Raw genomic sequence first — 26,668 nt, forward strand, 5'->3', positions numbered from 1 at the left:
CTTCAGTCCTCCGCGTTATCCGATGACAGTCGGTTACGACCAGGCCCGGAAATACTGGCGCACCCAGTAGCACGAACGAACAGCCGGGAAAGACCGACACGAAGAAGCCGACCCGCGATGGTCGGCTTCTTCTTTTGTGACGGATATCCCAAACGTAGGCTCCCGACGATCTGCCAGGTTTACGCCCTCATAAGCTACGAGACTTATCGGTGAGCAGTTCTGAACTCAAAACAGACGCGTCGCAGCGGTGGATGATGTACAGCAAGGATGCATACGAAGGTGGGCGCATCTTTCTAACCACCGAACAGAAACAGGCGGTCGAAGAAGGCAAGAAGCTCTCCCAACGCGCCTATGCCGATGTATGGACAAAGGATGCTGCGCTCGTGCAGCGCGTCCGCTCGTTTCTCGGGACGAACTTTCATTGGCACCACCGATTGGCAAGGAATGGCGCTGACCTTGAGGTCATACAGACCTTGCAGTCCATGATTCGCGGCGAGAGTGTCGTGTTAATCGCCGAGCAATCCCGCTCAGGTGGCGCCGTCGCGATGGCTACTCCTGCACAGCCGAAAATGCGCAGCTTTCGCGAATCGTTGATGACCGAATTCAGCATGACTTACGACGCTGCGACGGCCTACATCGAAAACTATAACGACATGGTGGACCGCGTTAATGCGGTTACGGACCGCTATGCGAGCCGCGCCGATTCGTCACTGGCCGACACTGTGGACGATCTGACGGAAACCGCTACACCGCTCGGCGATGCGCAGCCGTTCGAGTACGCACCCGACGCAGCAGGCAGCGACACGGAGCAGATAGCTGGCATGCCATTTAAAGGAGCGCCCATGGGCTTCGAGCATGCCCGGAACGATGCCGCAGTTGCGCCAGTACGGCCCGAATGGAACGCCGATGACGGATATCGACTTCGAAGCCCATCACGGGAACGCCAATCCACACGCGCATAATTGGGACGGCACGAGCCGCGACCAGGCTGGCCGGTTTCAATACTTCCATAGACCCACTCATGACGATTACAGAATCACTCGAAAAGTTCGGTCACTTCCACGACTGGTATCTTGACATTGTTGCGACTGGACCGAACCGCGAACCGCGCACGCTGACTCTCGGCCTCTACCTCGACGACAAGCGCGCAACAGTCACTTTCGAAGGCGTGACCTGCGTTCACCTTGAAAATTGGGGATTGTTGAACATCGTCTACGCGATCCGGTTACTACGACCGGACGACGCGGGCTACATCCGTGCACGAGACATTCTGGCAAAGACAGAACGCCTAAGCGATCTTAACGGGGCTAACGTGGCCTACATGTACGCCACGCTGGGGGCAGAAATCGCGGTTGAGTTTGGCTCGCTGCGGATCGAGTCCACGTGATGCGAGGGCGAGCGCCGCGGAGCCCTGCGCTTTTCCTGCTGAAAGCTGTACGGCGGCCCGCGCGGCGGGTCCGGGAACCCTTCCAAGGGGAAAGGGAATCGGAGATCCAAAGCAGCATAGGACATCCGTCGAGGAGCGGCAGGCGGTACTAGCTGTTGCTCACGCGTGGCGGGGCCTTCACGCTTTTTTGCCTTTGCGTGAGACGGAGCGCTTGCTGGCACCCTTTGAGAAGCGATGACGATTGCCAAGGAGCTCGACCAGCCGTGTCTCGCATTCGGAAAACGAGTACCCGCGCCGCTGCGAGATCATGAACGTGAGGGGGCGCATGTGCCATGCGCGCCGCTGGAGTTCGACAAGTGTTCCATTCGCGAGGTCTTCCGCAATCACATGATGCGGCATGTGCCCCCAGCATAAGCCTCCCCTGAGCAAATCGTGCTTCGCGCCGAGGTCATTCACCAGCCACTGGCGTTCACCGGCGACCCCCTGTTGTGTCTTTTCCGCATCGGGCTGATTGTCGGTGACGACGAGCTGGATGTGCCGGCCAAATTCCTCGCGCGGGATCGGCCCCGCGATTGCAGCCAGCGGATGCGATGGCGCGCAGACGGTCACCATTTGCGCTTCACATAAATGCTGCCTTTCTATGGTCCCCGGGCTCAGTTCCGGCACGTCGGTGATCGTCACCGCCAATGCGCACGTGCCTTCTAGAACCAAACGCTCGCCGCCTTGCATGGTCGTCATGCGCAGATTGATTGCAACGGTTGGACAGTCCGACTGCAGGCTGCGCAGGCATTCAATCAGGTGCGCGCGCGGAAAATAGGTATCCACTGCGATCGAGACCTGTGGTACCCCGGCTTCAGCAATCGCAACCGCGCGCATCTTCATTTCCTCGGTGCGTGAGATCACCCCACGAGCATCAGGCAGGAGGCTGCGGCCCGCGGCCGTAAGCGTCGCTTTGCGAGCGTTGCGCTCGAACAGCATCACATCAAAGGCACTCTCGAGCGCGCTGATCGCGTGACTGATCGCTGACTGTGCACGCCTGAGCTCCCGTGCAGCCCCGGAAAAGCTTCCCTGGTCACACACGGCAACGAAGGCCCGAAGTTGATTGATGGTGACGTTATCGAGCATACATATCCAAAGAGTAGATGGTATCCATAGATATTTAGTCAATTGGCTTCATGAATCAAGACCTCCAGAATCGTGTTTGTCACTTTTGCTTCGGCACTCGCAGTCAAAGGGTTCGGGTTCTATGTGTTCATGTGGTTCATGAATACAGTTCCCTGCTCCCGAGCAACTCCAACGAAGGATGCATGACATGAACAGACTGAATGGAAAGACCGCCGTGATCACCGGTGGCGCTACCGGCATCGGCCGCGCCACAGCAAAGCGCTTTGTCGAGGAGGGCGCCTTCGTCTTCATCTTCGGCCGGCGGCAGGAAGCGCTCGACGCCGCTGTGGCCGACCTCGGGCCCAATGCCCGCGCGGTGAAGGGCTCGGTCTCCGATCTGGCCGACCTCGACCGACTCTACGCGGCGGTGAAGGCCGAGCGCGGAACCCTCGATATCGTCGTCGCCAATGCCGGGGCGGGAAGCCAGCTTGCGCTTGGCAAGATCACCGCCGAGCACATTGACGAAACCTTCGATACCAATGTGAAGGGGACGATCTTCACGGTCCAGAAGGCACTGCCGCTGATGGGCAAGGGCGGTTCGATCATCCTGACCGGATCAAGCGCCGGCACCACGGGCGCCCCGGCAATGGGCGCCTACAGCGCGAGCAAAGCGGCGGTGCGCAACCTCGCGCGGACCTGGGCGGAGGACCTGAAGGGCACCGGCATCCGGGTGAACGTGCTGTCGCCCGGGGCGACGGCGACCGAACTCGCGAAGGAAGCGCTAGGCGAGGAGGGCCAGAAGGTCTTCGCCTCGATGACTCCGCTCCAGCGCATGGCTGATCCGGCGGAGATCGCAGCGGTGGCCGCCTTTCTCGCGTCGCCGGATAGCAGCTTCATGACCGCCAGCGAGGTCGCCGTTGACGGCGGCCTTGCGCAACTCTGACGCGCCAAGCCCGGCCGGGCGCTCCATTCGATTATTCGGAGCGTCGGGGGGAGCGGCAAACTGAAGGAGAATATATGAGCTACGCAATTATCGGCTTCGGCAATATCGGCCAGGCCCTGGCCAAGGCATTTGCCCGCAACGGCATCGAAGTATCCGTTGCAACCACGCGCGACCCGGAAAGCTTCGCATCCACTGCGGCCGCGATCGGACCCACGATCATTCCCAAGAAACTGGCGGAAGCGGTCAAGGCAGACATTGTCTTTCTCGCTGTCCGTTTCGAGGCGCACCGGGAGGTCGCGAAGGCGCTGCCGAACTGGCAGGGCAAGACCATCGTCGATGTGACCAATGCCTACGGGGTGCCCCCTGAGGAACTGGGGGGACAACCTTCTTCCAAGGCCGTCGCGCAGGCCTTCACTGGCGGCAGACTGGTTAAGGGCTTCAATCATTTGGGCGCTGCAGTCCTTGGCGAGGATCCGGCCGTACATGGTGGCAGGAGAGTCGTGTTCCTGGCGAGCGACGACGACGGCGCCGCAGCGGAGATTGGTGCGCTTGCGGAAAATCTCGGTTTCTCGACGATCAAACTTGGCGGACTTTCGGAAGGCGGACTGCTCGTGCAGGCGCGTGGAAATAGCTGGGGTCGACTGATCTTTAAGGACCTGGTCAAGTTCGACGGATGAATCGTGATCGCAAATTTCGATGCGATCCTGCCGCGTGGACAAAGGGCAGCCGCAGTTTGATTGAAGCGAGGGCGACGCCGGCGGTGACCATCGCACCAACTCGACGGGACAGTGTGGACCCGCCACCAATCCCAGGGCAACGATCATCGGCAAGCACGTTGAACTGTTGACTTCCCAGGCGACAATCCTGGTCGCCTCCTGATCTTCGGGCGATTGCGCCGATCCGTGCAGATCGATCCGGGCATGCAATACATCCTTGTCGATGAGCCGGCTTCGACCATGCCCGGAATCATGCCGCGGTTGCGTCGATACGGCCCCGCGGCACGCCTGCGCCGGATATTCCGCGCGGCGCCGCCCTGCCCTCTGGCCCTCAATTTCCCATTTGACGCCCCTCGGTCGAGGGGCGTATAACCATCCCATTGGATGTTAAATGGATTCCAGCGGGATTCCCTCCGGAGTTAAAGTGCCCAAACTCAATCTCGTCGGCAGCTCCCGCCCCAAAGGCGGCGAGACCGAGAAAATCACCATCAACCTGGGGCCGATCGACCTCGGCCAGATCGATCTGCTGGTCGAAGAAGGCTTTTACACGAATCGCACCGACCTGATCCGCACGGCGATCCGCAATCAGCTTGCCGTGCACGCACAGGTCGTCACGGAAACGGTGACGCGCCGCGCGATGGTGCTCGGCTTGCAGCACTTCTCGCGACAGGATCTCGAAGCAGCTCAGGCCGCGCACGAGCAGCTCGACATTCACGTACTCGGCCTCGCCAGCATCGCCGCCGACGTGCCGCCGGAACTCGCGGCTGCCACCATCGCCTCGGTCGTCGTGCTGGGTGCCTTTCACGCGTCGCCGGCGGTCAAAGCGGCGCTTGCCGGCCGCATCAGCTAGGCGTCTGCCTCGACTCATCGCATCGCTGAACCTCGGCATGTCGCCGGTTCACTCACGCCACCACGCAAGGCAATGCAACCCACCATGAACATGAACGAAGATTTCCTGAAGTCGATGAAAGACGCCTTCGATCTGCTGCGTACAAAAGGTCCCCAGGAAGCGACCGCAGCGGTTCAACGCGCGCTCGCGGGCGCCAACGCTCAGGGGAGCCACGCGCAGACAGCGCAACCGCGATCGACGGCGAGCGATTGGACGCGAGCATGGCCCGAGGTTCAAACCCAGGCGCAAACCCAGGCACAAGCACAGGCTCGGGCACACCCCCACGTGCGCCCGCATGCCCCTGCCCCCTACACAATCGACGCAGACACACCCGGCGCCTTCAGCACTCACACTTTCAGCAACAGCGCGGGCCAGCGTCAATACAAGCTGTACGTGCCGGCCGTCTACAACCACGAGCCGATGCCATTGATCGTCATGCTGCACGGCTGTACCCAGAATGCCGACGACTTCGCGGCCGGCACGCGCATGAACGAAATGGCAGAGCGTCACGGCTTCATCGCCGTCTATCCGAATCAATCGCAAGCAGCCAATCATTCGAAATGCTGGAACTGGTTCAAGCCTGCCGATCAACAGCGCGAGCACGGTGAACCGTCATTGATCGCGGGGATCACGCGCGAGGTGATGACGCGCTATCGCGTCGATGCCACGCGCGTGTACGTGGCGGGTCTGTCGGCGGGCGGCGCGATGGCGGACATCATGCTGAAGACCTCGCCCGAGCTGTACGCCGCCGCCTGTGTGCATTCGGGGCTCGCCTACGGATGCGCGAAGGACCTGCCCTCCGCGCTCGCCGCGATGAAGGGCGGCAAGCCGCCGCGCGCCCGCATGCGCGCCGCACCGCAGCGCCCGCTGATCGTGTTTCATGGCGATGTGGATACGACGGTGCATCCGTCGAACGCCCTTGAGCTCGTTGCGAGCTTCGAGGCAAGCGCCACGACGGTCGCCCCGGCGTCGGCGGCGGGGGCGTCAGGCAACAGACGCGCCGCGACGTTGCAGCGACTCGTCGCGGAGAACGGCGTCGAGGCGGAGTATTGGTCGATTCACGGCGCGGGGCACGCGTGGGCCGGCGGCAGTCAGCGCGGCTCGTACACGGATCCGGCCGGGCCGGACGCCACTGCGGAGATGCTACGATTTTTTCTTGCTCATCCACGAGCGTAACAAGCGGCCTAAACGCGACGGTCGAGCGCTTGAACACAGCGCTACGCTCTGGCTGACGTCATGCAACGGCGCAGTGCGGAGTTGGTGAGCGAATATCCCAGACGTGGCGTGTTTCGCGCCATCCGCACTCGAAGTCGACGCGATCATCGCCTCCCCCGTCGACTCTTACATCAAGACGCGCATGGGCGACGACGAGTCGGCACATCAACGCCTGCAAGCAACGTCAGCCACGCGGCAGGCAAAAACACAGCATGAGGTTCGTGGACCACGCATCACAAACGCTCGCGTCTTCGTCGCCCACGGCACTCGAAGCGAACCTCGCGAGAGCGCGCCACGTACGCCACGCCCAGCCACGCGCCACCGACCTCAAGCCGCCACCGGGCAACCCGCCTGTTCAAGCGCCGCTTGCGCATGCGCCTGCAAATCGCCGCTGGCGAGCGGCACGTCGGGCGTACGCACCCATGCGGCGATGCGCAGCGTCGCACCGCCATCGTCCGGATAGCTGGCGACCGTGACGACCGGCGCAAGCGTCGCGCCGCTCAACACGCGGGGTTCGTCGGCGACCAGTTTCTTCAGTTCGCCGATCGCAGCATCGACGTCCTTGCGCTCGGCCAGTTCCACTTCGACTTCGATGCGCTGCGTGCCACCGCTGCTGTAGTTGATCACCGGATTGCTCCAGATCTGGCTATTCGGCACGAACACCGCGTTGCCGTCGCCGCGCTCGATACGCGTCGTGAACAGGCCCACTTCGCGCACGATCCCGGCAGCCGCGCCAACGCCCTCGATCACGTCGCCGACGCGAAACGGCCGCAGCAACAGCAGCATCATGCCGGCTGCGATGTTCTGCAACGTACCCTGCAGCGCGAGGCCGATGGCGAGGCCGGCTGCGCCGAGCACGGCGAGCACGCTGGCGGTCGCGATACCGACTTCACCGAGCGCCGCGATGAACGCGAGCACGCGCACCGCCCACGTGCCCATCGCGGCGAGCATCGGTGCGAGCGTCGGGTCCGCGCGCGTGCGCGCGAGCGCTTTGGCGAACATCGCGCCGACACGGTTCGACAGCCACCAGCCGACCACGAAAATCAGCACGGCCAATACGATATGAAGGGCGTCGTGCGTGATGGTGACGATCAACGACGGCTGAAAATGCATTAGACGGGCAAAGAGGTCGTTCATCGTAAGTCTGCGTTCCAGTGCGGGAAATTTTCTCCCGATGCGGGTAGCAGGATATGTTCCCGCCCGGCCGGGTGAGCATGGCGAGGCACATCGCTTGCTCCCGACTCCGTCTGGATGACTCGCCCAAAATCGATTCCCGAGATCCGCAAATGAAGGCCTATCCGAGGCTTCAGCGACGTGCGCGTCGATTGCGCCCCAATCAATCGAGGAGTGCCCGATGTCTTCTCCCCATCTGAAACTGCACGATCGCGTCAGTTGGAATACGCCGCAAGGTATGACGCAAGGCAGGATCGTGCGTGTCATTTCTACTCACACGACTGTGGACGGCAGAACTATCGACGCATCGGAATCCGACCCGCATTACGAAGTGGAAAGCGAGAAAAGCGGCAAGCATGCCGTGCATCGCAGCGATGCGCTGCGGCATCTGGAAGATTGAAACGTGATGAGCGCGAGGTTGTACGCAGGCCCCCGGTCGAAGAGAGGGTCGAGGCCAAGGTACGTCACTCGCCGCCCAAATTCACCAGGCAGTTTGATATGGATAGCTAACCACTACACACATCACACCATCCCGAGCGGCTTCAACACATTCCGTAACGCCGCAATCGTAATCGGCCGGGAAAACCAGAACCTGCGCCTCGTCACACCCGAGCGCTTCAAGTTGCGCGGCGTGCGGGCGCATCGCTGCCGTCGCACGGATGCGCAACGATGCCGATGCTCGCGGTCAGTTCAGCGTGGTCCCGGCGTAGTCGATCGCTTCGGCGTTCGCTCCGGCGTTATTAGAAGAGCACACCAGCCCGCTTGCTCCCCAGAGCGGCCCGACTCCCTGTACAAGCACCCATTTACGCCGCCACTCAGGACGCGGACTCCGCGCGCGGCAACGCGGCTTCGATGAACACGGCGCAGAGCGCTTCCATGCCCTTCGCGTCTTCCTCATCGAAACGCGCGACGACCGGGCTGTCGACGTCCCACACGCCGATCAGCGTGCCGTCCGGCGCGACGAGCGGCACGACGATTTCGGATTGCGACGCCGCATCGCACGCGATATGGCCGGGAAAATCGTGCACGTCGCGCACGACCTGGGTCTGACGGGTTTGCGCGGCCGTGCCGCACACGCCCTTGCCAAGGGCGATGCGCACGCACGCGGGCTTGCCCTGAAACGGTCCGACGACCAGTTCGCGGCCATCATGAAAGTAGAAGCCGGCCCAGTTCAGATCGCTCAGCGAATGAAACACGAAGGCGGAAAAATTCGCGGCGTTGGCGATCCAGTCGGATTCGTCGGCGAGCAGCGCGCGCGCCTGGGCGACCAGTTCTGCGTAATGCGCGGCTTTGGGCAGATGCGAGGCGGAGGAGACTTCGAACATGACGGTGTCCGTGATGAAAGCGGAAAGAGAACAGCAAGGGTGTGCAGTTTAAAGCAAGCGGGCGGTTAGTTCATGGTGTGGCACCTTGCTGCGCGGCGCGATGCCGTGTCGTGTCGCTCCGCGCGGTGCCCTGCCGCGCTTGCCGCGCTTTGCATGTCACGCGCGGTCCTCAACCGTCAGCCTCGCCGGCTTTCCACCCAATCACGAGAAGCCCCGCACCGCGCCCGACCTTCGGCCACCGATTTACTGATCGACGCCGATAATCACGCTCGACGCCTTGAAAATCGCGGTCGCCGCTTTACTGCTCGCGAGGCCGAGGCGCTCGACGCTCTCGTTGGTGATGATCGCCGCGATCTGCGCACCGCCCGCGCTGATCGTCACTTCGGAGTTCACTGCGCCCTTCGTCACCGCCGATACCGTGCCGGCGATGCAGTTGCGCGCCGACACCTGGTTCTTCGCGACGTCGACCATCACGATCACCGACGACGCCTTCACCAGCGCAAACGCCTTCTTGCCGGCTGCGAGGCCGAGCGACGTCGCACTGCCATGCGTGATGATCGCGACGATCTCCAGACCGTCCCGAGTGCGCAGCGTGACTTCGTCGTTCACGGCGCCGTGTTTGACTTCGGCCACTTCGCCGGCGAATTGATTGCGCGCGCTGGTTTGCATGTCGTGCTCCTTGCTTGATCAGAGCGCCTCGCACGAACGTTGCGAGGCGGGATTCAGGTATGAAACGGCTAATGGAATGCTTGCCGGCTGCGCCCGCCTGCTCATGACGTGGCGTCGCGCGCACTCGCGCTGAGCGTTCCGAATCAGTATCAGAACACAGAAGCGTCGAGCATGGGCATGCGTAACGCAGCGCCGGCTCAACACGGCACAGCACGGCACAACGCAATGCGCGTCGCGGACACCGTATCATCGTGTCCTTCGATCCTCCGTGCCGAACTCCATGTCCGTTGCCGTCCTGTCCCGCTTCGCCGCTTCATGGCCGAACGCGTGCCGCGCCGCCGCGCTGTGCGCCGCCCTCACGACGCTCGCCGCGTGCAGCACCCCGCCGCCGCGCGACGCGCACGCATCGGTCGATACTGTCACGCTGTTTCCGCTAGCCGCTTACGACCAGAACGTCGATCACTGGCTCAAACCGGACAGCCCGGGCTACGACCAGCCGTTCTTCAGCGCGGCGGATCAGCAGGCGCATTTCAGGGCGCTCTACGCGCGCTACTTCGGCACCGGCGCGAACGCAGCGTCGCCGTGGAATTCGGTCTACGTGACGACGCGCGTGTATCGCCAGCAAGGCGCGGACATTGCCGCATTGCAGCAGCGCCGCATCGCCAAATTCGACAACACCGGCAGGAGCGGCGCGGCGCTCGGCTATGGCGAGAACTTCCGCCCGCACGACAAGGCATGGATCGATGCGATCGCGCGGAACATGGACGTCGGGCAATTCACGCACGCGCCGGTCTATCAACCCGGGCGCCGCGCAATCGCCGCTACCAATCTGATGGTGCGCGAACTGCCGACCACCGATCCCTCGTTCTACGACCATCGTCTGGCCGGCGAAGGCTATCCGTTCGACAACCTGCAGATTTCGGCCGCGCGGCCGGGCACGCCGTTGTATGTGCTGGGCAGCAGCGCCGACGGCGCGTGGCACTACGTGCAGACGCCCGACGTGCAGGGCTGGGTGCGTAGCGACGGCGTCGCGATGACCGACGACCGCTTCATCGACGCATGGCGCGCCGCGACCGGCAAATCGCTCGGCGCGGTGACGGTCGCATCAGCGCCCGTGCGCGACAGCGGCGGCGTGTTCCGCTTCGACGCGCCCGCAGGCACGATGTTGCCGCTGCTGCCGTCGTCGCCCGACTCGCTGGCGCACGCCGGGCGGCCAACGTCCGCCGACGGAGGCGTCAGCGAGACCGACAACCAGGCGGCCGGCATTACCCCGCTCCCCGCGATGCGCGAAGTATTCGTCCCGGTCCGCGATACCGATGGCCGCGCGCTCATCCGCACCGCTACGCTGAGCGAAGCGCAAATCGCGCCCATGCCGCTCGCCGCCACGCCGCGTCATCTGGCGATGCTGATGAAAACGCTGATCGGACGGCCGTATGGCTGGGGCAACAGCGGGCTCTATAACGACTGTTCGTCGGAACTGCAAAGCATCTTCGCCGCGTTCGGCGTATGGCTGCCGCGCCATTCGTCGACGCAGATGAGCGCGGGACGCATGATCGACCTGTCCGCCTCCGCCCCCGCGCAGCGGCTCGACTATCTCGCCCGGCACGGCGAGCCATTTCGCACGCTGATCTACATCGGCGGCCACGTGATGCTGTACATCGGCAACACGACGCGCGACGGCGTCGCGGTACCGGTCGTCTATCAGGACGTGTGGGGCTTACGGCCTGCCGACAACAGCCGGCGCGCGGTGATCGGCGGCTCGGTGATCCTGCCGCTCTTCGAGCACATCCCTGAGGATGGCACGCTGCAATCGCTGGCGGCCACGCGAACGTTCCAGATCAGCATTCTCGGCACGCCGGACGGGGTTTTGCCACCGCCGTCTTCCGCGCCGCCGGATGAAGACAATCCGGCCGGTTGAATGGGTTTTGGCGGGTGCTGGCGCGAATCGCGGCCCCACACCGAAAATATTTTTCCCGGAGTGTCGATTCAACTGCCCTGGACTCGTCGTAACGTTGAAGACCTGGCTCACGCAGCCAGTCTTTCACCTCGCGAACCTGTTACTTCAAGGAGTCACCGTCATGACCAGCGCCGCCGTCAAACCGATCCCCGACGGGATGCACTCGCTTACCCCGTATCTGATCTGCGCCAACGCCGCGGACGCCATCGCGTTCTACACGAAGGCCTTCAGCGCGGTCGAACAGTTCCGCCTGCCGGGACCGGGCGGCAAGGTGATGCACGCCTGCCTGAAGATCGGCGACTCCATGCTGATGCTGACCGACGAGTGGCCCGACCATCAGGCATTCGGCCCGAATACGCTGAAGGGCACGCCGGTCACGATTCACCACTACGTGCAGGACGTCGACGCCAGCTTCAAACAGGCCGTCGAGGCCGGCGCGACGGTCCTGATGCCGGTCGCCGACATGTTCTGGGGCGACCGCTACGGCCAGTTGCAGGACCCGTTCGGCCATCGCTGGTCGCTCGCCACACACACACGCGATCTGAGCGCGGAAGAAATCCAGCAGGCCATGGCCACGATGAAATGCGACTGACGCGCCAGTCAAGCGCAAGCAGCGCAAGCCCGATCCGCCTGACAGAAGGAGAACCGTCATGCAAAAGATTGCGCCGTGCCTGTGGTTCGACGGCAATGCGGCAGAAGCGGCCCGCTTCTATACGTCCGTGTTTTCCGCTTCGCGCATCGCCACCACGATGCATTACACGGACGCCGGACCAGGCCCGGAGGGCGACGTGCTGGTCGTCACGTTCGAGATCGAAGGCCAGGAGTTCATGGCCTTGAACGGCGGCGCGCAATTTCCGTTCACCCCGGCCATTTCGCTATTCGTGCATTGCAGCTCGCAGGCGGAGATCGACCATTACTGGTCGAAGCTCCTCGACGGCGGCAAGCCGTGGCAATGCGGCTGGCTGCAGGACCGCTTCGGCGTGTCGTGGCAAATCGTGCCCGACGCGCTCGGCGACATGCTGCGCGACCCGGACACCGCGAAAGCAAGCCGCGTGATGAAAGCGATGATGCAAATGGTCAAGCTGGATGTCGCGCAACTGGAGCACGCGTATCGCGGCGCAGAGTAAGCGGTCCTCGCCCCGCCCGCCCGCCGGCCACGGCACACCGCTCACGCGGTGTCGCGGCCGGCGGGCAGCGCGTTTTGCGGCGCGACCAGCGCCGTCATCTTTGATAGCATCGGTGTCGACCCATAAACGACGGGACATCCACGGTGCGCGTCAATCATCAGGCTTTCTTCTGCTCGCTGTTTGTCGCGCGTCTCGCCGATCAGATTCTGCTGTTTCTCGTCCCCCTCGTCGTGTTCCAGACAACACGCCAGGTCTCGTGGTCGGGCCTCGCGTTCTTCATCGAAACGCTGCCGCGTTACCTCGTGTTCCCTTTCTTCGGCGCGCTGTGCGATCGCGTTTCGCCGCTCAGGCTGATGCGCGTCAGTCAGACCGTGCGGGCGCTGACGTGCTTCGGCGGCGTGCTCGCGTACCTGCTGTTTGGCGGAATCGGCTGGCTGATCGCGCTCTCGGCGATCTGCGGCGTGTTGACGAGCCAGGGGCTGGTGGCACGCGAGGTGATGCTGCCGCAAATTTTCAGCACGCAGCAGTTTCAACGCGTGCTCGCCTTCTCGCAACTCGCCGACCAGTTGGGCTTCGTCCTCGGTCCGATGCTGGCCGCGCTGCTGCTCGGCTGGTGGCGTTGGGAATGGGTGGTCGGCGCCACCGGCGTGCTATTCGTCGCCGCCGATGGCGCGCTGCTGCTGTGGCGGCGCACGAGCGGCTTCGAGCCCGGCAATCCGCTGCCCGCTCTCGCGGGCCACTGGACCCGGCCGCTGCGCATCGCGCTGCGCCATGTGCTGGTGCTGCCGGGTCTGAAGAAGCTCGTGCTGCTCGCAGCCGCCGAAAACCTCGTGATCGGCGTGACGCTCGCCACGTCGGCTGCGATGGTGACCGGCTATCACGCGCAATCGAACCACTACTATGCCGCGCTTCAAACAGCCGGCGCCGTCGCCACGGTGCTGATCCTGTTGACCATCGCGCGAACCGCATGGCCGGCCAAGGTGCTCGGCCGGGTCGCGTTCGTGGCGATCTGCGCGGGCGGCGTGATCGCCGGCGCAAGTGCCGCGCCTCGCGGTTACGCACTCGGCTTCCTGCTGATCGTCGGCTTCGACAAGATGTTCAACGTCTACATTCGCGGTGCGCGCCAGCGGATCATTCCGCCGGAGGACTACGGCAAGACGACCGGCGTCGTGATCCTGCTGAACAACCTGACACAACCGCTCGCCGGTCTGCTGGTCGGTCTGTTCTCGGCGCGCACGCAAACCGGACCGCTGATCGTCACGCTGTCGCTGGCGATGGGCGGCATCGGCGCGGCGGTGTCGCTCGGCTCCTCATTGCTGCGACGCAAGCGCGCGCTGGCGCTCGGTGAATGACGCGGCATACCAATTGATGGCACGCGTAGCGACGCGTGGGCGGGGGCGGCGCGGTGAATTACCAGCTTTACACTGACTCGACCCACACCAGCGCCTGGGGCGACGGCAACTCGGGCACGACGATGGCCACCGGCACGGGGGAGCGGCAACGCGGTGTCGATCAAGGTGTACGGACTCGTGCTGGCGAAGAGCACGCCGATGCCCGGCAACTATAGCGACACGATTACCGCGACGATCAGTTGTTGAGTGGTGGTTCGAACCCGATTCGCGATGCGGACTGGATGCTGAGCGTGTCGGCATTCGCACACCGAAACTTTACCGGTTTGGCACGGCGATGCGCGTCGAGCGGCTCGCACGGCACGGGCGATATCCATGAGCGATGGGGTCGGCGCGCTCCGTTAGATTGATTGGTTCAACTCACCTGAGCGGTGGTTTGGGGTCCAGAAGTTATCAACAGAATCTGTTCAAAAATCTGTGCATAACTGCAAGGCAAAATCCGCAAGCCGTTGACGCAATTGCCATTTTCGTTGCGATGCCGATGATGGGCCGGTTGCGTTTCACGCACGCGCCGATCGTGCGTCGTTGTTCAAGTCTCGCCACCGCATCACTCACGCCTCAATCCCGCACCGCTCCCGACGCCACACCGCGCTCCCCCGCCTGCGCCACCGTCGCGTTGCGTGCCTCTTCGCGCCACTGCTGCCGCGAGCGCACCATTCTGCGCACGGCGAGCCGCGCCATCCTGACCCAGCCCGAAGGCCGCGGGTCGGCCAGCATGCTGAGCGCGCGCGCATAGTCGAGCGTGAGGCCGGGAGTCCACGCCATCGTCGCGGCGCGTTTGCGCAGTTGCGCGGCCACCCACAATTCCGGTGTCGTGATCACGCGCAGAAACGGCCGCCAGCCGCCGAGGTTGCCCCACACGCGCGCCGATGCGCCCTCGAGCGCGGCCTCCAGCGCGCGCGACACACTGCTCGAACAGTTGCGATGCGTCAGGTTGTAGGTCGTGTCCTGCCGATAGGTCTCCCAGAAGCGGCGCAAGCGGACCGGATCGTAATTGCGGATGCGTACCTGCACCGTCGACGGACACCACGCCTTCGATTCGGTCGGGTAGTCGGGCTGGAACACGCCGGGCACGTCGTTCTCGCGCGTGGCGCGCAACAGCCGCGTGAAATCGTCCGGTGAACGATCGATCTCCACGCCCGGGTACAGGCTGATGTAGATGCCCTCGGGCGATTCGAGCGCGGCATGCCCGGTCGATATCACGCCATTGCGGTCCACCGCCGCGATATAGCGGTCGACGATCGGCTGCCGCCGCGCCTCGCTTTTAGCGGATCCCACCGGAGTCCACACGTGCACGGTCAACGCGGCTTCGTCGGCGGCGGGCGGACCATCCCATTCGAGCGTGCCCGTCCGTCCGGGCGACGCCGCGCTGGCTGGCGCAGCGGGTGCGGCCGCTGCATGCGCGGCGGCATCGTCGGCGGCCACCGCCGGGTTCGACGCGAGACGCCGCACACGCGTGCTCAGCAGAATCAGGTTCCAGCCGCCGAACATCAGCCCGAGGCCGAGACAGTACGGCACGGTGCCCACATAGTGCGTCGGGAACGGTTGGAAGAAGAAAATCGCCAACGCGATTTCGAGGCTGCCGCCGATGATCGCGAGCCGCCATGTGCGATAGCGGACCACCCTTGCGGAAACGATCTGCAGCAAGCCGTCGGCCAGAAAGAGCATGCCGAAGATCATCGACAGAATGAAATGGCCGTGATGATGGCCGGCGAGAATCAGCGTCGCGGCAAAGCTGAACGCGAAGCCCTTCACGTAGCGCAACGTGCGTTGGCCGCCCATGCCGGTCCATGCGACGGCCAGCGTGCAGAGTCCTTCGAGCAGCAGCAACACCGCGAACGGCGTGATCGGAAAATAGAGTGCGTTATCGAGCGCGTCGATGAATATCACCACCCCGAGCAGCACACTCAGCCAGCCGATGATCCGCAACGATCGCCAGCGGGTACGCAGATAATCGACGCCCAGCAGAATCATGACCAGACGAACCATCGCAAGCCCTCCCTGGCGGATGCACGAGTTCGATCGTCATCTTATACAGATTCGATGCGCACAACGGCGCGATGCGGCGGGCGCGCTCGCGCGGACGCAGAACAAAATCGAACGACGGCTTAAACGGATTCGTGCGATGGCTGCCAACGCGCTTTCGCCGACGACGCGCGCGCACCGCGCTTGCCGATGCTCAAGACGGCGTACGGTTGGTCGTGGGGAGTAGCGTGCAAGGATGCACGCTGGTCGAGATCGCAGCCGGACCGATTCGCGAGCTTGCCGCACACCGCCCCGCAGCGCGATGCCCTGAGCGTGAAGACCAGAATTCGACCACGCAGGATTCAGATATCGCGAATCCAGCATGGTCGATGCCGCCACCTCGATGCACAACACGCCGGTCCTTGCCGAACCAGCGCGCGGATCAGGCCGCCGCAGCCTGCGGGAGCGCGTCGCCCTGCTCACCGCCCAACGCGTCGAGCAGATCGGTCAGCATGCGGTCGAGTTCGGCTGTCATCAGTGTGACGTCGGAATCGAAACGCTCGTCGTCGTTCTGCGCGGTCGGGTCGCTCGCTTCCTTCAGCACGTCGAGCGGCGCGATGCGCTTGATCGTCAGCGAGGGCGTCAGCACGAACGACACGCGGTCGTTCCACGTCATCGCGAGGCGCATGCACTGCTTGCCCGCTTCGATATGACGGCGCATATCTTCGGTATCCAAAGTATGTCCGACGTAGCGCACGGTAGCGTTGCCTTCGGTGGGCGAGCGCAATTCGGTATCCTGGTCGAGCGTGAAGCCCGCCGGACCTTCCCCGGAGAGGAGCCAGCCGGTCATCGCCGCGACCGGCGACTGCGTGACGCGCACCGTGCCGAGCGGCAGCTGATCGATCGACTTCACCAGCAGGCCGCGTACTTCGTCGGCGACCGTTTGCGAAGCCGCGTCGATCACGAGCCAGCCGTTCTTGCAATCGATCCACACGCGCGTGTCGCGGCGAATGCTGAAGGCGCGCGGCAGCAGTTCGTCGGTGACCTGCTCCTTCAATTCGCGCATTTGCTTGCGACCGGGTTTGAAACCCTGCTGTTCCTCGAGTTCGAGCGCGCGCGCCTTGGTCACCTGGGTGACGACCGACGCGGGCAGCAGTTTCTTTTCGGTGCGGAACACCAGCAGCATCTGGCCGTTGAGCGCGTACACCAGCGAATCGTTGTCGCGCGGCGACGCCCAGCCGTGGCTTTGCATCTCGACGCTATTGCCGGGCGCAAACGCGTGCGGCGCGAGCCACTTCTGCATCTGTTCGGGGGTGACGGACCACGGAGCGGGAAGACGGTGCAGCTGAAGGTTTTTGAACCACATGGGCGAGGTCGTTTCCGGGCAAAGCGCGCCATTCTATATGACGAACGCGCCGGGGCGTTTGGGCGGACCCGTTTGATTTCGCCAGGATTTTCAAATTAAAAATGAAAATCCTTTAATTGCCAAGCCGATTATCAAACGTGGTCGTTAGCCGGAGAATCTGTTTCATCCACTTACACTTCTCTGGAGCGCCCCATGTCCACCTCACCGGTATCGCGCCTCGTTCGTCACGTCGTGCTGGCCGTCGGACTTGCCGGCACGCTGAGCGCCTACGCCGCAAGCGACGCCGCCCTGCCCGCGCCGCACCACTTCGCCGTCGATGCCGCATCGGCGCAAACCAATGCCGTCGCGCTGGCCGCGCGCCGCTACGCCGCGTTCTGGAACACTGGCGACGAAGCCTACGCGAAGCTCGCGCTGTCGCCTGCGTTCATCGACCGCACGTTGCCGGACGGCCGGCCGCAGGGGCCTCGCGGCCCGTTGCAGGCCTCGAAGGGATTCCGCGCGGCCGTCCCCGACCTGCATGCGGATATCGACGACCTCGTCGTGGCGGGCGACCGCGCGTCGGTCCATCTGCATTTCCATGGACACTTCACCGGGCAGTTCCAGAACCTGCAAGGCAGCGGCCAGACTGTCGACTTCCAGGCGTTCGATCTATACCGCGTGAAGGACGGCCGTATCGTCGAGAACTGGCACCTCGAAGACAATCTGACGCTGCTCAAACAGCTTGGCGCGATCAAGCCGTAATGGTTTTGCCGTATCCGTCTTCGAGCGCGTTTCGATCGCGGATCACCTAGACTTTTTGGTAGACACGGCAAAGACGGAGGCGGCCATGGCCGATGAAACCGCACCTTGGCAAATGGTGGAATACGAGGGCTTCGAGATTCACGTGGCGCTTCTGCCCAAGACCCCGCCCGACGAGACCAGGCCGTCAGCCGCGGCGGATAACCGCTACACGTATGTCGGCTATGTCTGTCATCCGGGCGCCGATCCGGCGATTCCCGGCCATGCCGTAGCGTTTCATGCTGACGGCGAGGAGAGCTTCGCCGGTAAGGACGACGCGCTCTATGAAGGGGTGCATGTGGGACGCAGCATCGTCGACGGCACGCATCCGGACCTGACGGTGCTGCCGCTGGTGACGGGCGGCGTGTGACGCGCGTGAGTGACGGGCGTGCACCGTCGTTGCGGGCCGACGCGTAGCCGGCGAGGTTCGGGCGCTCGCGTCTGAACGCCCGCTTGCGCACGACCAGACCCGTCAGCTGAACGCCCGCTTGATCCGCGACTTGAGCAGCGCGCGGCGCAGACGTCCGGTGCGCTCGGGCTCGCTCACCGCCGCGCCGCCCTCGACAGCCGTGCCGCGCCGCAGATAGTAGCGATCGAACGTGGCCTGCGTCATGCCCCACTTGTTCAGGAACTGACGACGCCCGTCGTTCTTGACGACCTTGCCGGTGCTCTTCTGCTGGAAGTGATACACGAGACTGTCGCCGACGCCGAGGAACACGCGGCAGCCGGCGTCCCACAATTTCATCGAAAAGTCGTTGTCGCTGCTCATGCCGGGACTCAATTCGCTGCTATAGCCGCCCACCTTATGCCACCAGTCGCGATGCACGAGCGTCGGCGGCCATGTCGCGCCGCGCCAGTCGGCGCGCGCCATGCCGGGCGCGGCGGCGACCAGTTCGTCGGCGCGGAAAGTCTCCACGTCGCGGCCGAAGTTGCGCACCACCACGCACGGATTGCCGGAATCGACCGGCTCGACCATCGTGCCGGACAGCATGAACAGGTTGTCGGCGGGCATCTGCGCGAGGCGTTTGACGAGCGCGTCGTCCCAGCCGGGGCAGCAGTACATGTCGTCGTTCATGTAGACGATGTAATCGTGCGTCGCGCGCGCCGCGGCGATATTGACCGCGTGGCAGATGCCGATGTTGCCGGGCGACGCGGTATGTTCGAGCCCCTCGTCGCGCACCCAGGCAAGCGTGCCGTCCGAGCCGTCATTGACGTGCACGATGATCTGATGCGCGTGCGTCGAATGACGCCGCAGGCTCTCGATCACGAGGCGCAGGTAAGGCAGGTTGTTCCAGGTCGGGATGATGATTGAGAACATCGATTCGGTCCGTTGAGCTGGCTGCGGGCACGGCATGCGCCGCGCGCCGGCCATGAGTTTCGCGGGATTGTACCGCCGCAGCCCGTGCGTACGGCAAATACCGGGGCGCCGGCCGCCAGGGCCGCGGCCAATGGCGGGTCGCCTGCGCCGAGCGCGAAGCGCTGCGCGCAAGGTCACGCGGACCGCCGCGCCGGGCACCGCAAACGCTGCGCCGCCTTGCGTTCGCGCCCTTTGCCGGCCGATTCGCCGCGCCGTGCCGTGGCGCCGTCTTCCCGCACCTTTCCGCGTGCGACAGCAAGCATTTTGCAAGGAGGGGCGCGGTTATAATCCCGTTCGCTCTACCGTCTTGAAAAAACTTCTCTCAATGGTCCGGCTCCCCCAGCAACTCCACCACCGGAACGGTAGTGTTCATACAAATCGTTGCCCTATGATTTTTGCTTCCAGTCTGGTCTGGCTCTGTACAGCCCTGCTGTTTCTCGCGCCCGCAGTCAATCTGATGTGGCGCGGCGGCACCGGCTATTGCTTTTTCGCAATTCTCGCGCTGGCGCTCGGCGCCGCCGTCGTCAACCGGCGCATGCCGGGCTATTTTTCGGCGCTGCGCACCTACCGCTGGTTCACCATCGGCATGCTGGCGCTGGTCGTCGCGATCGGCGCGCAGCAATTGCTGTTCGGCTACTGGCTGCCCCGGCAGTTCGACGCGCTGTCGCGCTTCGTGCTCGCGCTGCCGATCTTCCTGCTGCTGCGGCAATTGCCATCGCGCAATCTGCGCATGATCGGCTGGGGCTGCGCGGCCGGCGCGCTGGCGGTCGGCCTCTGGGCGATCGTCGATCAGCCCCCTGGCGGCTGGACCGATGCGAATCGTCTGAATAATTCCTACACCAACGCGATTCCGTTCGGCGATACCGCACTGCTGCTCGCTTTCCTGTCGGTCTTCACGCTCGGCTGGGACAAGCCCCGCGACTGGCGCTTGCTGGTGCCGCGTGTGCTGGCGCTGGTGGCGGGCGGCTATGCGTCGTATCTGTCGGGCACGCGTGGCGGCTGGCTGGCCGTGCCGGTGTTCGTGGTGCTGCTCGGTATGCAGTACCAGTGGTTTGCGCACAAGAAGCGTCTGCTGATCGCGACGCTGGCGATCGTGCTCGTGGCCGGCACGCTGCTGTCGACCGAGCGCATCCAGAAGCGCCTGAGCGAAGTGTCGACCGACGTCTCGATGATGCACAAGGGCGAGGATTACACCTCGGTGGGTCTGCGCCTGCAGTTGTGGAACGCGTCGCGGCTGATTTTCATGCATCACCCGGTGTACGGCGTCGGCAAGGGACATCTGGCCGAGGAGCTGGGCGTGATGGCCAAGCGTGGTGAAGTGAAGGCCGAGATCGTCAACGAGCGCGCCCATAGCGACTTTTTCTCGGCGCTCGCCGAGATGGGTGCGATCGGCGTGGCGGGCCTGCTGCTGTTCTACTATGGGATCTCGGTGTATTTCTGGCGGCACCGGCATTCGACCGACCCGGCGATCCGCGCGGCCTCTTACGCGGGCCTCGCGGTCGCCACCAGCACCGTGATCTTCGGGCTGACCATCGACGTGCTCGTGCCGATCATGGTCACGGTGCTGCTCGCGTTGCTGGTCGCCACGCTGCTCGCGGTGGTCGATGCAAGGAAGCGCGAACTGCAGAGCGCGCCGGCTTTACACGCGGCTCGCCGCGCTGGCGGCGTCAAGGTTTGAGGTCGGGCGGAGTTCGGCGAGCGGGCGCCCGGGGGATCGGGCCGGTTTGCTCCCCGCTCTGCGCCGATTCGGCGTGCTCCCGCGCCGGTCCGAGGCCCGACCCGCCCATCAGCCGATCAGCTCACCGCGTGAACAGCTCATAAAGCGCGGCAACATGCGCATCGACGCTCGGGTCGTACACCAGATTCTCGAGCGGCCGTGCGATCCGCGCGCCGCCGCCGCGCACCCGCTCCACCGCCTGCCCGATCGCCCGCTCGAAACTCCCCGCCGACTGCCGCGAGAACTCGATCTTCGCCGCGCCGGTGACGGTCTCCGCCGAGCCGACGTTGTCCGCGATCACGAGCGGCGTGCCGCACATCACGGACTCGACGCCCACGAGGCCGAACGGCTCGTACGCCGATGCGACGACCGTGAAGTCGGCGGCCGCGAACAGCTTCTCGATCTCCTTGCTGTAGCCGACGTAGCGAATCGTCTCACTGGTCTTCGGCACCGGCCGGCCGGCGACGACGAGGCACACCGGCAGCGTGGTCCGCGCAAAAAACGCCTCCAGCAGCGGATAGCCTTTGCGCTCGTGACTGGTCGACGAGAACACGAAGATCACGCGGTCTTCGGGCAAGTCGAGCTGGCGGCGCACCGTCGCGCGGGCTTCGTCGGTGAGCGGCTGGAAGCGCGCAGTGTCGACCGGCGGATAGATGACGTCGATGCGCTCCGCCGGCACGCCGTAAAAGCGCTGCAACTCGCGGCTCATCAGTTGCGAATGCGCAATGATCGAACGCGCGTGCGTGTAGACGCGCCGCTCCATGTCGATCTGCCACTCGTCGCTGCGGCGCGCGCTGCGCCCGGCGGCTTCGAGCGAGCCCGGATGCGTGCCGCCGCACAGCGCGACGTCGGCCTGGGTGGAGTGATTGATCGAAAACACGCAAGCGGGGCGGTGCCGTTTGAGCCGCTGCTTCAGCCGCCAGTCGAACGCGAGGTTGCGCAGCTTGCGCGGCGCCCAGTGCACGTTCAGCGGCTGTGCGTCGATCCATGCCGCTTCGGGCAGGCTTCGGTCGATTTCGCGGGCGAACAGCGTAGGCCGCAAGCCCATCCGATGCAGGCCGGCGATCACGTCGCGCGTATAGCGTTCGGCGCCGCCGCTGTTTTTCAGCGCCTGGGTGGTCAGCGCAATGTCGGTGAGTGGACGGCGGGTCGGGTCGGACAAGGATCGGATCTCGGTGAAGGGCGCACGCAGCGCACATACGGTGTTACTCGGGCATGGACACGCGGCGCCGCGCGGGCCGCCTGGTCGAAAGCAGCGGCAATTGTAAAGGATGCCTGCCGCGGCGCTCGAATCGAAGCCGCAATCCCGCAGCCGCGTCTGCACCGATTAAAATCTAGCCCAATTGCAACCGCTCCGACTCCATGACCGATAGCCTGCCGCCTCATCCGTCGCCCGCAGCGCCCTGCGCCGCGCCGGGCACCGAACGCCCGCTGGTCACGATGCTGCTGATCGCTTACAACCAGGCTGAACAGATCGGCGATGCCGTGCGCAGCGCGCTCGCGCAGACCTATCAGCCGCTCGAAATCATCATCTCCGACGACGCGTCCAGCGACGCGACCTTCGCCGCGATCGAAGCGGCGCTCGCCGGCTACGACGGTCCGCATCGGGTGATCACGCGGCGCAACGCGGCCAACCAGGGGATCAGCGCGCACCTGTCGCAAATCGCGCAACTGGCCCAGGGAGAGCTGCTGTTCGTCGCCGCGGGCGACGACATGTCGGCGTCGACCCGCTGCGAGCGCGTGGTCGACTTCTGGCTCGCGCACGGGCGCCGCGCCGATCTGATTGCTACCGACCTCGCCGACATGGACGAAGCAGGCCACGTTCACGAGCGGCTGAGCCCCACCGAACTCGACACCTATCGCAGTTTCGACGACTGGTTGGCGGGCCGTCCCTGGCTGATCGGCGCGGCGCACACGTGGTCGCGGCGGCTGTTCGAGCGCTTCGGACCGATGCTGGCGGGCGCTGCGGCCGAAGATCAGATCATGGTGCTGCGCGCGATCCTGTCGGGCGGCGCCATGAGCCTGCGCGAGCCGCTGGTGCGCTACCGGCGCGGTGGGTTGTCGCGCAAACGCCGCTATGGTTCGGTGGACGAGCTGATCGCGCGGATGCGCCAGAGCAATCGTTACGGACTGGCGGAACTGGCGCAGTTGCAGCGCGACGCAGAGGTGGCGGGTGTGGGCGAACGCATGCGTGCGGCCATGGCGCCCAAGCTCGCGCGTGAACGGTTCATCCACGCGATGTTCGAAGCAGGCAGTCCCGGCGAGCGTATCGGCTTGCTGATGCGCAGTGCCGGCGTGAAGCTCGGGCTGCGCATTCGGATGTTTCTGTACGCTAGCTGTCCGGCGGTGTACGCGCCGGGCATCTGGCTCAAGCGCGTGGTGCGTAAAAACCGTCGCTGAGTTCGCGCGTTGCAATGGCGGTGCGCCGCGCGGCGCGCTGGCAACGAGACATAGCTAACCCGCCGCCGTCAGCGGCATTCAGGCGGCCCGGGTGCCAGCCGCCAAACCCTGCTGACAGCGCCACGAGCCGGACGATGCCGGACGGAATGTGGAAAGTGCTTCCCCGCTCAACGGGGCAATGAAGACGCGACGCTCAGCCACCAGACCGGGCGTCGCTCGAACCGGCCTGATCAGGCCGCGTTCTGCTGGAACTGGATGCGGTGCAAATGCGCATACAGCCCATCCTGCTTCAGCAATTCACGATGGCTGCCACGCTCGACGATGCGCCCCGCTTCCATCACGAGAATCCGGTCGGCGCGCTCGATCGTCGACAGGCGGTGCGCGATGACCAGCGTCGTGCGGCCCTTCATCAAGGTTTCCAGCGCGGACTGCACGTGGCGCTCGGATTCGGAATCGAGCGCGGAAGTGGCTTCGTCGAGAATCAGGATCGGCGCGTCCTTGTAGATCGCGCGCGCAATCGCCAGACGCTGCCGCTGGCCGCCCGAGAGCATCATGCCGTTGTCGCCGACCAGGGTCTCGATGCCGTTCGGCATCGCCTCGACGGTGTCCCACAGGTTGGCCGCGCGCAGCGCCGCCTTGACCTTCTCGGCATCGGCCGTCTGGCCGTACGCGACGTTGTTGGCGACCGTGTCGTTGAACAGCACCACGTCCTGGCTGACCATCGCGACCTGGCTGCGCAGCGCGTGCAGGTCGTATTCCGGCAGCGGCACGCCGTCGACCAGAATCTGGCCGCCGGTCGGATCGAAAAAGCGCGGCAGCAGATTCACGAGCGTGGTCTTGCCGCTGCCCGACGGACCCGCCAGCGCGACCATTTCTCCCGGCGCCACCTTGAACGACACCTGATCGAGCGTGTGGCGGTTATGCGTGGCGCTCGTGCCGTTGGTGCTGTAATTGAACGACACGTCGCGGAACTCCACCTCGCCGCGCGCGCGCTCGAGCGGCTTGCCGCCGCCTTCCGGCTCAGAGGGCTCGTCGATCAGACCGAAGATCAGCTCGCAGGCCGTCATGCCGCGCTGCAGCGGCTGGTTCACGTCCATCAGATGCTTGAGCGGCGAAATGATCAGCAGCATCGACGTGACGAACGCGACGAAGCCGCCCACGGTGGTCTGGTCCGACGACGACTGCACCACCGCGATCGTAATCACGACGGCGAGCGCAATCGACGCGAGGAACTGCGTCAACGGCTGCGCGAGACCGCCGGACACCGTCATGCGCATCGCGTAGCCGCGCAGGCGCTTGCTCATCGCCGTGAAGCGGTCGATCTCGTACTGCTCGCCGTTATGCACCTTGACGACCTTGTAGCCGCCCACCGTCTCCTCGACGATGTACGACAGCTCGTTGGTCAGCAGCTGATGTTCGCGGTTCAGGCGCCGCAGACGGCGATTGATCTTGCCGACCAGCCAGCCGATCCCCGGCAGCAGCACCGCGACGATCAGCGTCAAACGCCAGTTCAGATAGAACAGATAGCCGAGCAGGAAGATCACCGTCAGCGAGTCGCGCACGAGCGTCACCATCACGCTGAGCAGCACGTTGAGAATCTGGTTCACCTCGAACACGATCGCGTTGATCACCGTGCTCGCGGTCTCACGCTGGAAAAACGCGACGCTCGTGTGGATCATCCGGTTGAACATCTTCAGGCGCAGGTCGAGCAGGATCTTGTTCGACACGTACGCGAGCAGATAGCCGGAGGCGTATTGCGACACGCCGCGAACCAGTGCGAGGCCGATCACCGCGCCCGGCACGAACCACTTGGCGTTGTCGCTCGCGTGCGCGCCGAAGCCCTTGTCCAGCAGCGGTTTGAGCAAGGCGGGGATGGCGGCGTCGGTGCCGGCGCTGACGGCCATCGCGACGATCGCGCCGACCACCACCCACAGCAGCGGCTTGATATACGGCCACAGGCGCCGGAAAACGACGGCCGGCGACGACGCCTCACCTGAACCGATGGGTTTGCTTAACGTTGGCTTCGCGCTCAAGGAATCCTCTGTGAATGCGGGACAGCAACCGCGCGGCGCGCCGGATGGGCGCTGCGGGGAATATCGAAAAAGAGCATTGTAATCGGTTGGGGGTGGAGGCCGGGACGGAGTGGGTGGCGTTGGGGGGTGTGGTCACCGCACGCGAGAACCCGCAAAGCCAGGCGCGCGACGGCCGACGCTCCACGCGCTGCGCCTGGCGCTTTAGCGTGGGGCCGGATGAGCGAGGCTGTGTATACTCGCGAGACTCGTTTGCACGTCTAGCCTCCACCATCCCGCGTTCCTCGCCACTCGAACCCAGCCTACGCAACTCAGGTATGCAAGAAACCACCCTCGGCGTCGCCATCATCACCCGAAACGCGGCGGCGCGGCTGGCCGAATGCCTGCAAGCCGTGGCCTTTGCCGATCAGATCGTCGTGATCGACGGCGGCAGCACCGACGGCACCGCCGACATCGCCCGCGCGCACGGCGCCCGCGTGATCGAACAAACCGACTGGCCCGGCTTCGGCCCGCAAAAGAACCGCGCGGTCGACGCGCTCAGCACAAGCTGGATTCTATCGATCGACGCCGACGAAATCGTCTCGCCGGAACTGGCTGTGGCAATGCGCGCGGCGCTCATCGCCCCCACCGCCGACGTCTACGCGGTGGACCGGCTGTCGAGTTTTTGCGGCCACTGGATTCATCACAGCGGCTGGTACCCGGACTGGATTCCGCGTCTGTTCAAACGCGGCGCCGCGCGTTTCTCCGACGACCTCGTGCACGAGCGCCTCGTGTTCGACACCCCAGCGCAGCGTCTGACCGGCAAGCTGATGCACTACTCGTACGAGGACTTCGAAGGCGTGCTGCGCAAGCTCGATGCGTATTCGACGGCGGGCGCGCAGCAACGTCACGCGGCGGGTCAGCGCGGCAGCTTCGGCAAGGCGCTTGGGCGCGGCGCGTGGGCGTTCGTGCGGACCTATCTGCTGCGGCGCGGTTTTCTGGATGGCCGCGCCGGCTTCATGATTGCTGTGTTCAACGCGGAAACGGTGTACTACCGGTTTTTAAAGCTGGCGCGTTTGGGCGAAGCGGCGCGGCGCGGCAGGGGGTGAAGCTAAGGCGGCGTGGAGTGACGGCGCTCAACGCGGGCCGAAATTTGGTCCGCC

General features: G+C 64.5%; 25 protein-coding genes and 1 pseudogene. 17 read left to right on the top strand and 9 right to left on the bottom strand.

Annotation, left to right across the window (positions count from 1 at the left end):
- The first annotated feature begins 209 nt into the window (after nucleotides 1–209).
- Nucleotides 210–962: a hypothetical protein gene (locus PQQ53_RS13695; protein WP_408324469.1), complete on the top strand. Its 753-nt coding sequence runs from the start codon at nucleotides 210–212 to the stop codon at nucleotides 960–962.
- 59 nt (nucleotides 963–1,021) lie between these two features.
- Nucleotides 1,022–1,387, top strand: coding sequence for a hypothetical protein (locus PQQ53_RS13700; protein ID WP_408141726.1), 366 nt, complete (start codon nucleotides 1,022–1,024; stop codon nucleotides 1,385–1,387).
- A 177-nt stretch (nucleotides 1,388–1,564) separates the two neighbouring features.
- Here the strand turns inward: PQQ53_RS13700 and PQQ53_RS13705 are convergent, their stop codons facing one another.
- Nucleotides 1,565–2,512, bottom strand: a complete 948-nt coding sequence (locus tag PQQ53_RS13705) for a LysR family transcriptional regulator (protein ID WP_408324471.1) — start codon at nucleotides 2,510–2,512, stop codon at nucleotides 1,565–1,567.
- Nucleotides 2,513–2,699: 187 nt separating this feature from the next.
- Here PQQ53_RS13705 and PQQ53_RS13710 point away from each other — a divergent pair, with 187 nt between their 5' ends.
- The 4 genes from PQQ53_RS13710 (at nucleotide 2,700) to PQQ53_RS13725 (ending at nucleotide 6,215) form a co-directional block, all read left to right on the top strand.
- Nucleotides 2,700–3,434 (top strand): SDR family NAD(P)-dependent oxidoreductase, encoded by a 735-nt coding sequence (locus PQQ53_RS13710; protein ID WP_408324472.1) that lies wholly within the window; start codon nucleotides 2,700–2,702, stop codon nucleotides 3,432–3,434.
- Between the two features lie 74 nt (nucleotides 3,435–3,508).
- A complete protein-coding gene (locus PQQ53_RS13715; RefSeq protein WP_408153928.1) occupies nucleotides 3,509–4,111 on the top strand; it encodes an NADPH-dependent F420 reductase in 603 nt (200 codons plus the stop codon).
- A gap of 463 nt (nucleotides 4,112–4,574) precedes the next feature.
- On the top strand, nucleotides 4,575–5,000 hold the full coding sequence (locus PQQ53_RS13720) for a ribbon-helix-helix domain-containing protein (protein ID WP_500862405.1): 426 nt from the start codon (nucleotides 4,575–4,577) through the stop codon (nucleotides 4,998–5,000).
- 84 nt (nucleotides 5,001–5,084) lie between these two features.
- Nucleotides 5,085–6,215 (top strand): extracellular catalytic domain type 1 short-chain-length polyhydroxyalkanoate depolymerase, encoded by a 1,131-nt coding sequence (locus PQQ53_RS13725; protein WP_408324475.1) that lies wholly within the window; start codon nucleotides 5,085–5,087, stop codon nucleotides 6,213–6,215.
- A gap of 366 nt (nucleotides 6,216–6,581) precedes the next feature.
- Here PQQ53_RS13725 and PQQ53_RS13730 read toward each other — a convergent pair whose 3' ends face one another.
- Nucleotides 6,582–7,391: a mechanosensitive ion channel family protein gene (locus tag PQQ53_RS13730; RefSeq protein ID WP_408153922.1), complete on the bottom strand. Its 810-nt coding sequence runs from the start codon at nucleotides 7,389–7,391 to the stop codon at nucleotides 6,582–6,584.
- 217 nt (nucleotides 7,392–7,608) lie between these two features.
- Here PQQ53_RS13730 and PQQ53_RS13735 point away from each other — a divergent pair, with 217 nt between their 5' ends.
- On the top strand, nucleotides 7,609–7,827 hold the full coding sequence (locus tag PQQ53_RS13735; protein WP_408324477.1) for a hypervirulence associated TUDOR domain-containing protein: 219 nt from the start codon (nucleotides 7,609–7,611) through the stop codon (nucleotides 7,825–7,827).
- A 415-nt stretch (nucleotides 7,828–8,242) separates the two neighbouring features.
- Here PQQ53_RS13735 and msrC read toward each other — a convergent pair whose 3' ends face one another.
- Complete coding sequence (gene msrC / locus PQQ53_RS13740) at nucleotides 8,243–8,752, bottom strand: free L-methionine (R)-S-oxide reductase MsrC (protein WP_408141718.1); 510 nt, start codon at nucleotides 8,750–8,752, stop codon at nucleotides 8,243–8,245.
- Nucleotides 8,753–8,995: 243 nt separating this feature from the next.
- Nucleotides 8,996–9,421 carry a TOBE domain-containing protein gene (locus PQQ53_RS13745; protein ID WP_408324478.1) on the bottom strand — a complete coding sequence of 142 codons (426 nt, stop codon included), beginning with the start codon at nucleotides 9,419–9,421 and terminating at the stop codon, nucleotides 8,996–8,998.
- A gap of 280 nt (nucleotides 9,422–9,701) precedes the next feature.
- Between PQQ53_RS13745 and PQQ53_RS13750 the strand changes: the two genes are divergently transcribed.
- The 5 genes and pseudogenes from PQQ53_RS13750 to PQQ53_RS13770 all read left to right on the top strand — a co-directional run.
- Entirely contained in the window at nucleotides 9,702–11,339 is a 1,638-nt protein-coding gene (locus PQQ53_RS13750; protein WP_408324480.1) for an SH3 domain-containing protein, read from the top strand.
- A gap of 160 nt (nucleotides 11,340–11,499) precedes the next feature.
- Nucleotides 11,500–11,970 carry a VOC family protein gene (locus tag PQQ53_RS13755; RefSeq protein WP_408141714.1) on the top strand — a complete coding sequence of 157 codons (471 nt, stop codon included), beginning with the start codon at nucleotides 11,500–11,502 and terminating at the stop codon, nucleotides 11,968–11,970.
- Nucleotides 11,971–12,028: 58 nt separating this feature from the next.
- On the top strand, nucleotides 12,029–12,505 hold the full coding sequence (locus tag PQQ53_RS13760) for a VOC family protein (RefSeq protein WP_408153918.1): 477 nt from the start codon (nucleotides 12,029–12,031) through the stop codon (nucleotides 12,503–12,505).
- 143 nt (nucleotides 12,506–12,648) lie between these two features.
- Nucleotides 12,649–13,857 (top strand): MFS transporter, encoded by a 1,209-nt coding sequence (locus PQQ53_RS13765; RefSeq protein WP_408324482.1) that lies wholly within the window; start codon nucleotides 12,649–12,651, stop codon nucleotides 13,855–13,857.
- A 29-nt stretch (nucleotides 13,858–13,886) separates the two neighbouring features.
- A pseudogene (locus PQQ53_RS13770) lies at nucleotides 13,887–14,103 on the top strand (spore coat protein U domain-containing protein); the annotation flags it as partial.
- A gap of 369 nt (nucleotides 14,104–14,472) precedes the next feature.
- On the opposite strand, the gene PQQ53_RS13775 reads toward PQQ53_RS13770, so the two are convergent.
- On the bottom strand, nucleotides 14,473–15,903 hold the full coding sequence (locus PQQ53_RS13775; protein WP_408141711.1) for an HdeD family acid-resistance protein: 1,431 nt from the start codon (nucleotides 15,901–15,903) through the stop codon (nucleotides 14,473–14,475).
- 418 nt (nucleotides 15,904–16,321) lie between these two features.
- The gene (locus PQQ53_RS13780; RefSeq protein ID WP_408324483.1) at nucleotides 16,322–17,245 is read right to left on the bottom strand and encodes a recombination-associated protein RdgC; all 924 of its coding nucleotides are present in this window, start codon (nucleotides 17,243–17,245) and stop codon (nucleotides 16,322–16,324) included.
- A 192-nt stretch (nucleotides 17,246–17,437) separates the two neighbouring features.
- Between PQQ53_RS13780 and PQQ53_RS13785 the strand changes: the two genes are divergently transcribed.
- Nucleotides 17,438–17,986 carry an ester cyclase gene (locus tag PQQ53_RS13785; RefSeq protein WP_408141709.1) on the top strand — a complete coding sequence of 183 codons (549 nt, stop codon included), beginning with the start codon at nucleotides 17,438–17,440 and terminating at the stop codon, nucleotides 17,984–17,986.
- A gap of 85 nt (nucleotides 17,987–18,071) precedes the next feature.
- The gene (locus PQQ53_RS13790; RefSeq protein ID WP_408153910.1) at nucleotides 18,072–18,392 is read left to right on the top strand and encodes a hypothetical protein; all 321 of its coding nucleotides are present in this window, start codon (nucleotides 18,072–18,074) and stop codon (nucleotides 18,390–18,392) included.
- Between the two features lie 102 nt (nucleotides 18,393–18,494).
- On the opposite strand, the gene PQQ53_RS13795 is transcribed toward PQQ53_RS13790, so the two are convergent.
- On the bottom strand, nucleotides 18,495–19,340 hold the full coding sequence (locus PQQ53_RS13795) for a glycosyltransferase family 2 protein (protein ID WP_408141707.1): 846 nt from the start codon (nucleotides 19,338–19,340) through the stop codon (nucleotides 18,495–18,497).
- 427 nt (nucleotides 19,341–19,767) lie between these two features.
- On the opposite strand from PQQ53_RS13795, the gene PQQ53_RS13800 reads away from it, so the two are divergent.
- On the top strand, nucleotides 19,768–21,057 hold the full coding sequence (locus PQQ53_RS13800; RefSeq protein WP_408153908.1) for an O-antigen ligase family protein: 1,290 nt from the start codon (nucleotides 19,768–19,770) through the stop codon (nucleotides 21,055–21,057).
- A 121-nt stretch (nucleotides 21,058–21,178) separates the two neighbouring features.
- Here PQQ53_RS13800 and PQQ53_RS13805 read toward each other — a convergent pair whose 3' ends face one another.
- A complete protein-coding gene (locus PQQ53_RS13805; RefSeq protein ID WP_408324484.1) occupies nucleotides 21,179–22,258 on the bottom strand; it encodes a glycosyltransferase family 4 protein in 1,080 nt (359 codons plus the stop codon).
- A 200-nt stretch (nucleotides 22,259–22,458) separates the two neighbouring features.
- Here PQQ53_RS13805 and PQQ53_RS13810 point away from each other — a divergent pair, with 200 nt between their 5' ends.
- Nucleotides 22,459–23,496 carry a glycosyltransferase family 2 protein gene (locus tag PQQ53_RS13810; RefSeq protein WP_408153904.1) on the top strand — a complete coding sequence of 346 codons (1,038 nt, stop codon included), beginning with the start codon at nucleotides 22,459–22,461 and terminating at the stop codon, nucleotides 23,494–23,496.
- Between the two features lie 230 nt (nucleotides 23,497–23,726).
- Here PQQ53_RS13810 and msbA read toward each other — a convergent pair whose 3' ends face one another.
- Nucleotides 23,727–25,529, bottom strand: coding sequence for a lipid A export permease/ATP-binding protein MsbA (gene msbA, locus PQQ53_RS13815; RefSeq protein WP_408141703.1), 1,803 nt, complete (start codon nucleotides 25,527–25,529; stop codon nucleotides 23,727–23,729).
- 314 nt (nucleotides 25,530–25,843) lie between these two features.
- On the opposite strand from msbA, the gene PQQ53_RS13820 reads away from it, so the two are divergent.
- On the top strand, nucleotides 25,844–26,614 hold the full coding sequence (locus PQQ53_RS13820) for a glycosyltransferase family 2 protein (protein WP_408141702.1): 771 nt from the start codon (nucleotides 25,844–25,846) through the stop codon (nucleotides 26,612–26,614).
- Nucleotides 26,615–26,668: the final 54 nt, after the last annotated feature.

The sequence above is a fragment of the Paraburkholderia strydomiana genome (assembly GCF_046030495.1).
Lineage (GTDB): Bacteria > Pseudomonadota > Gammaproteobacteria > Burkholderiales > Burkholderiaceae > Paraburkholderia > Paraburkholderia strydomiana_A.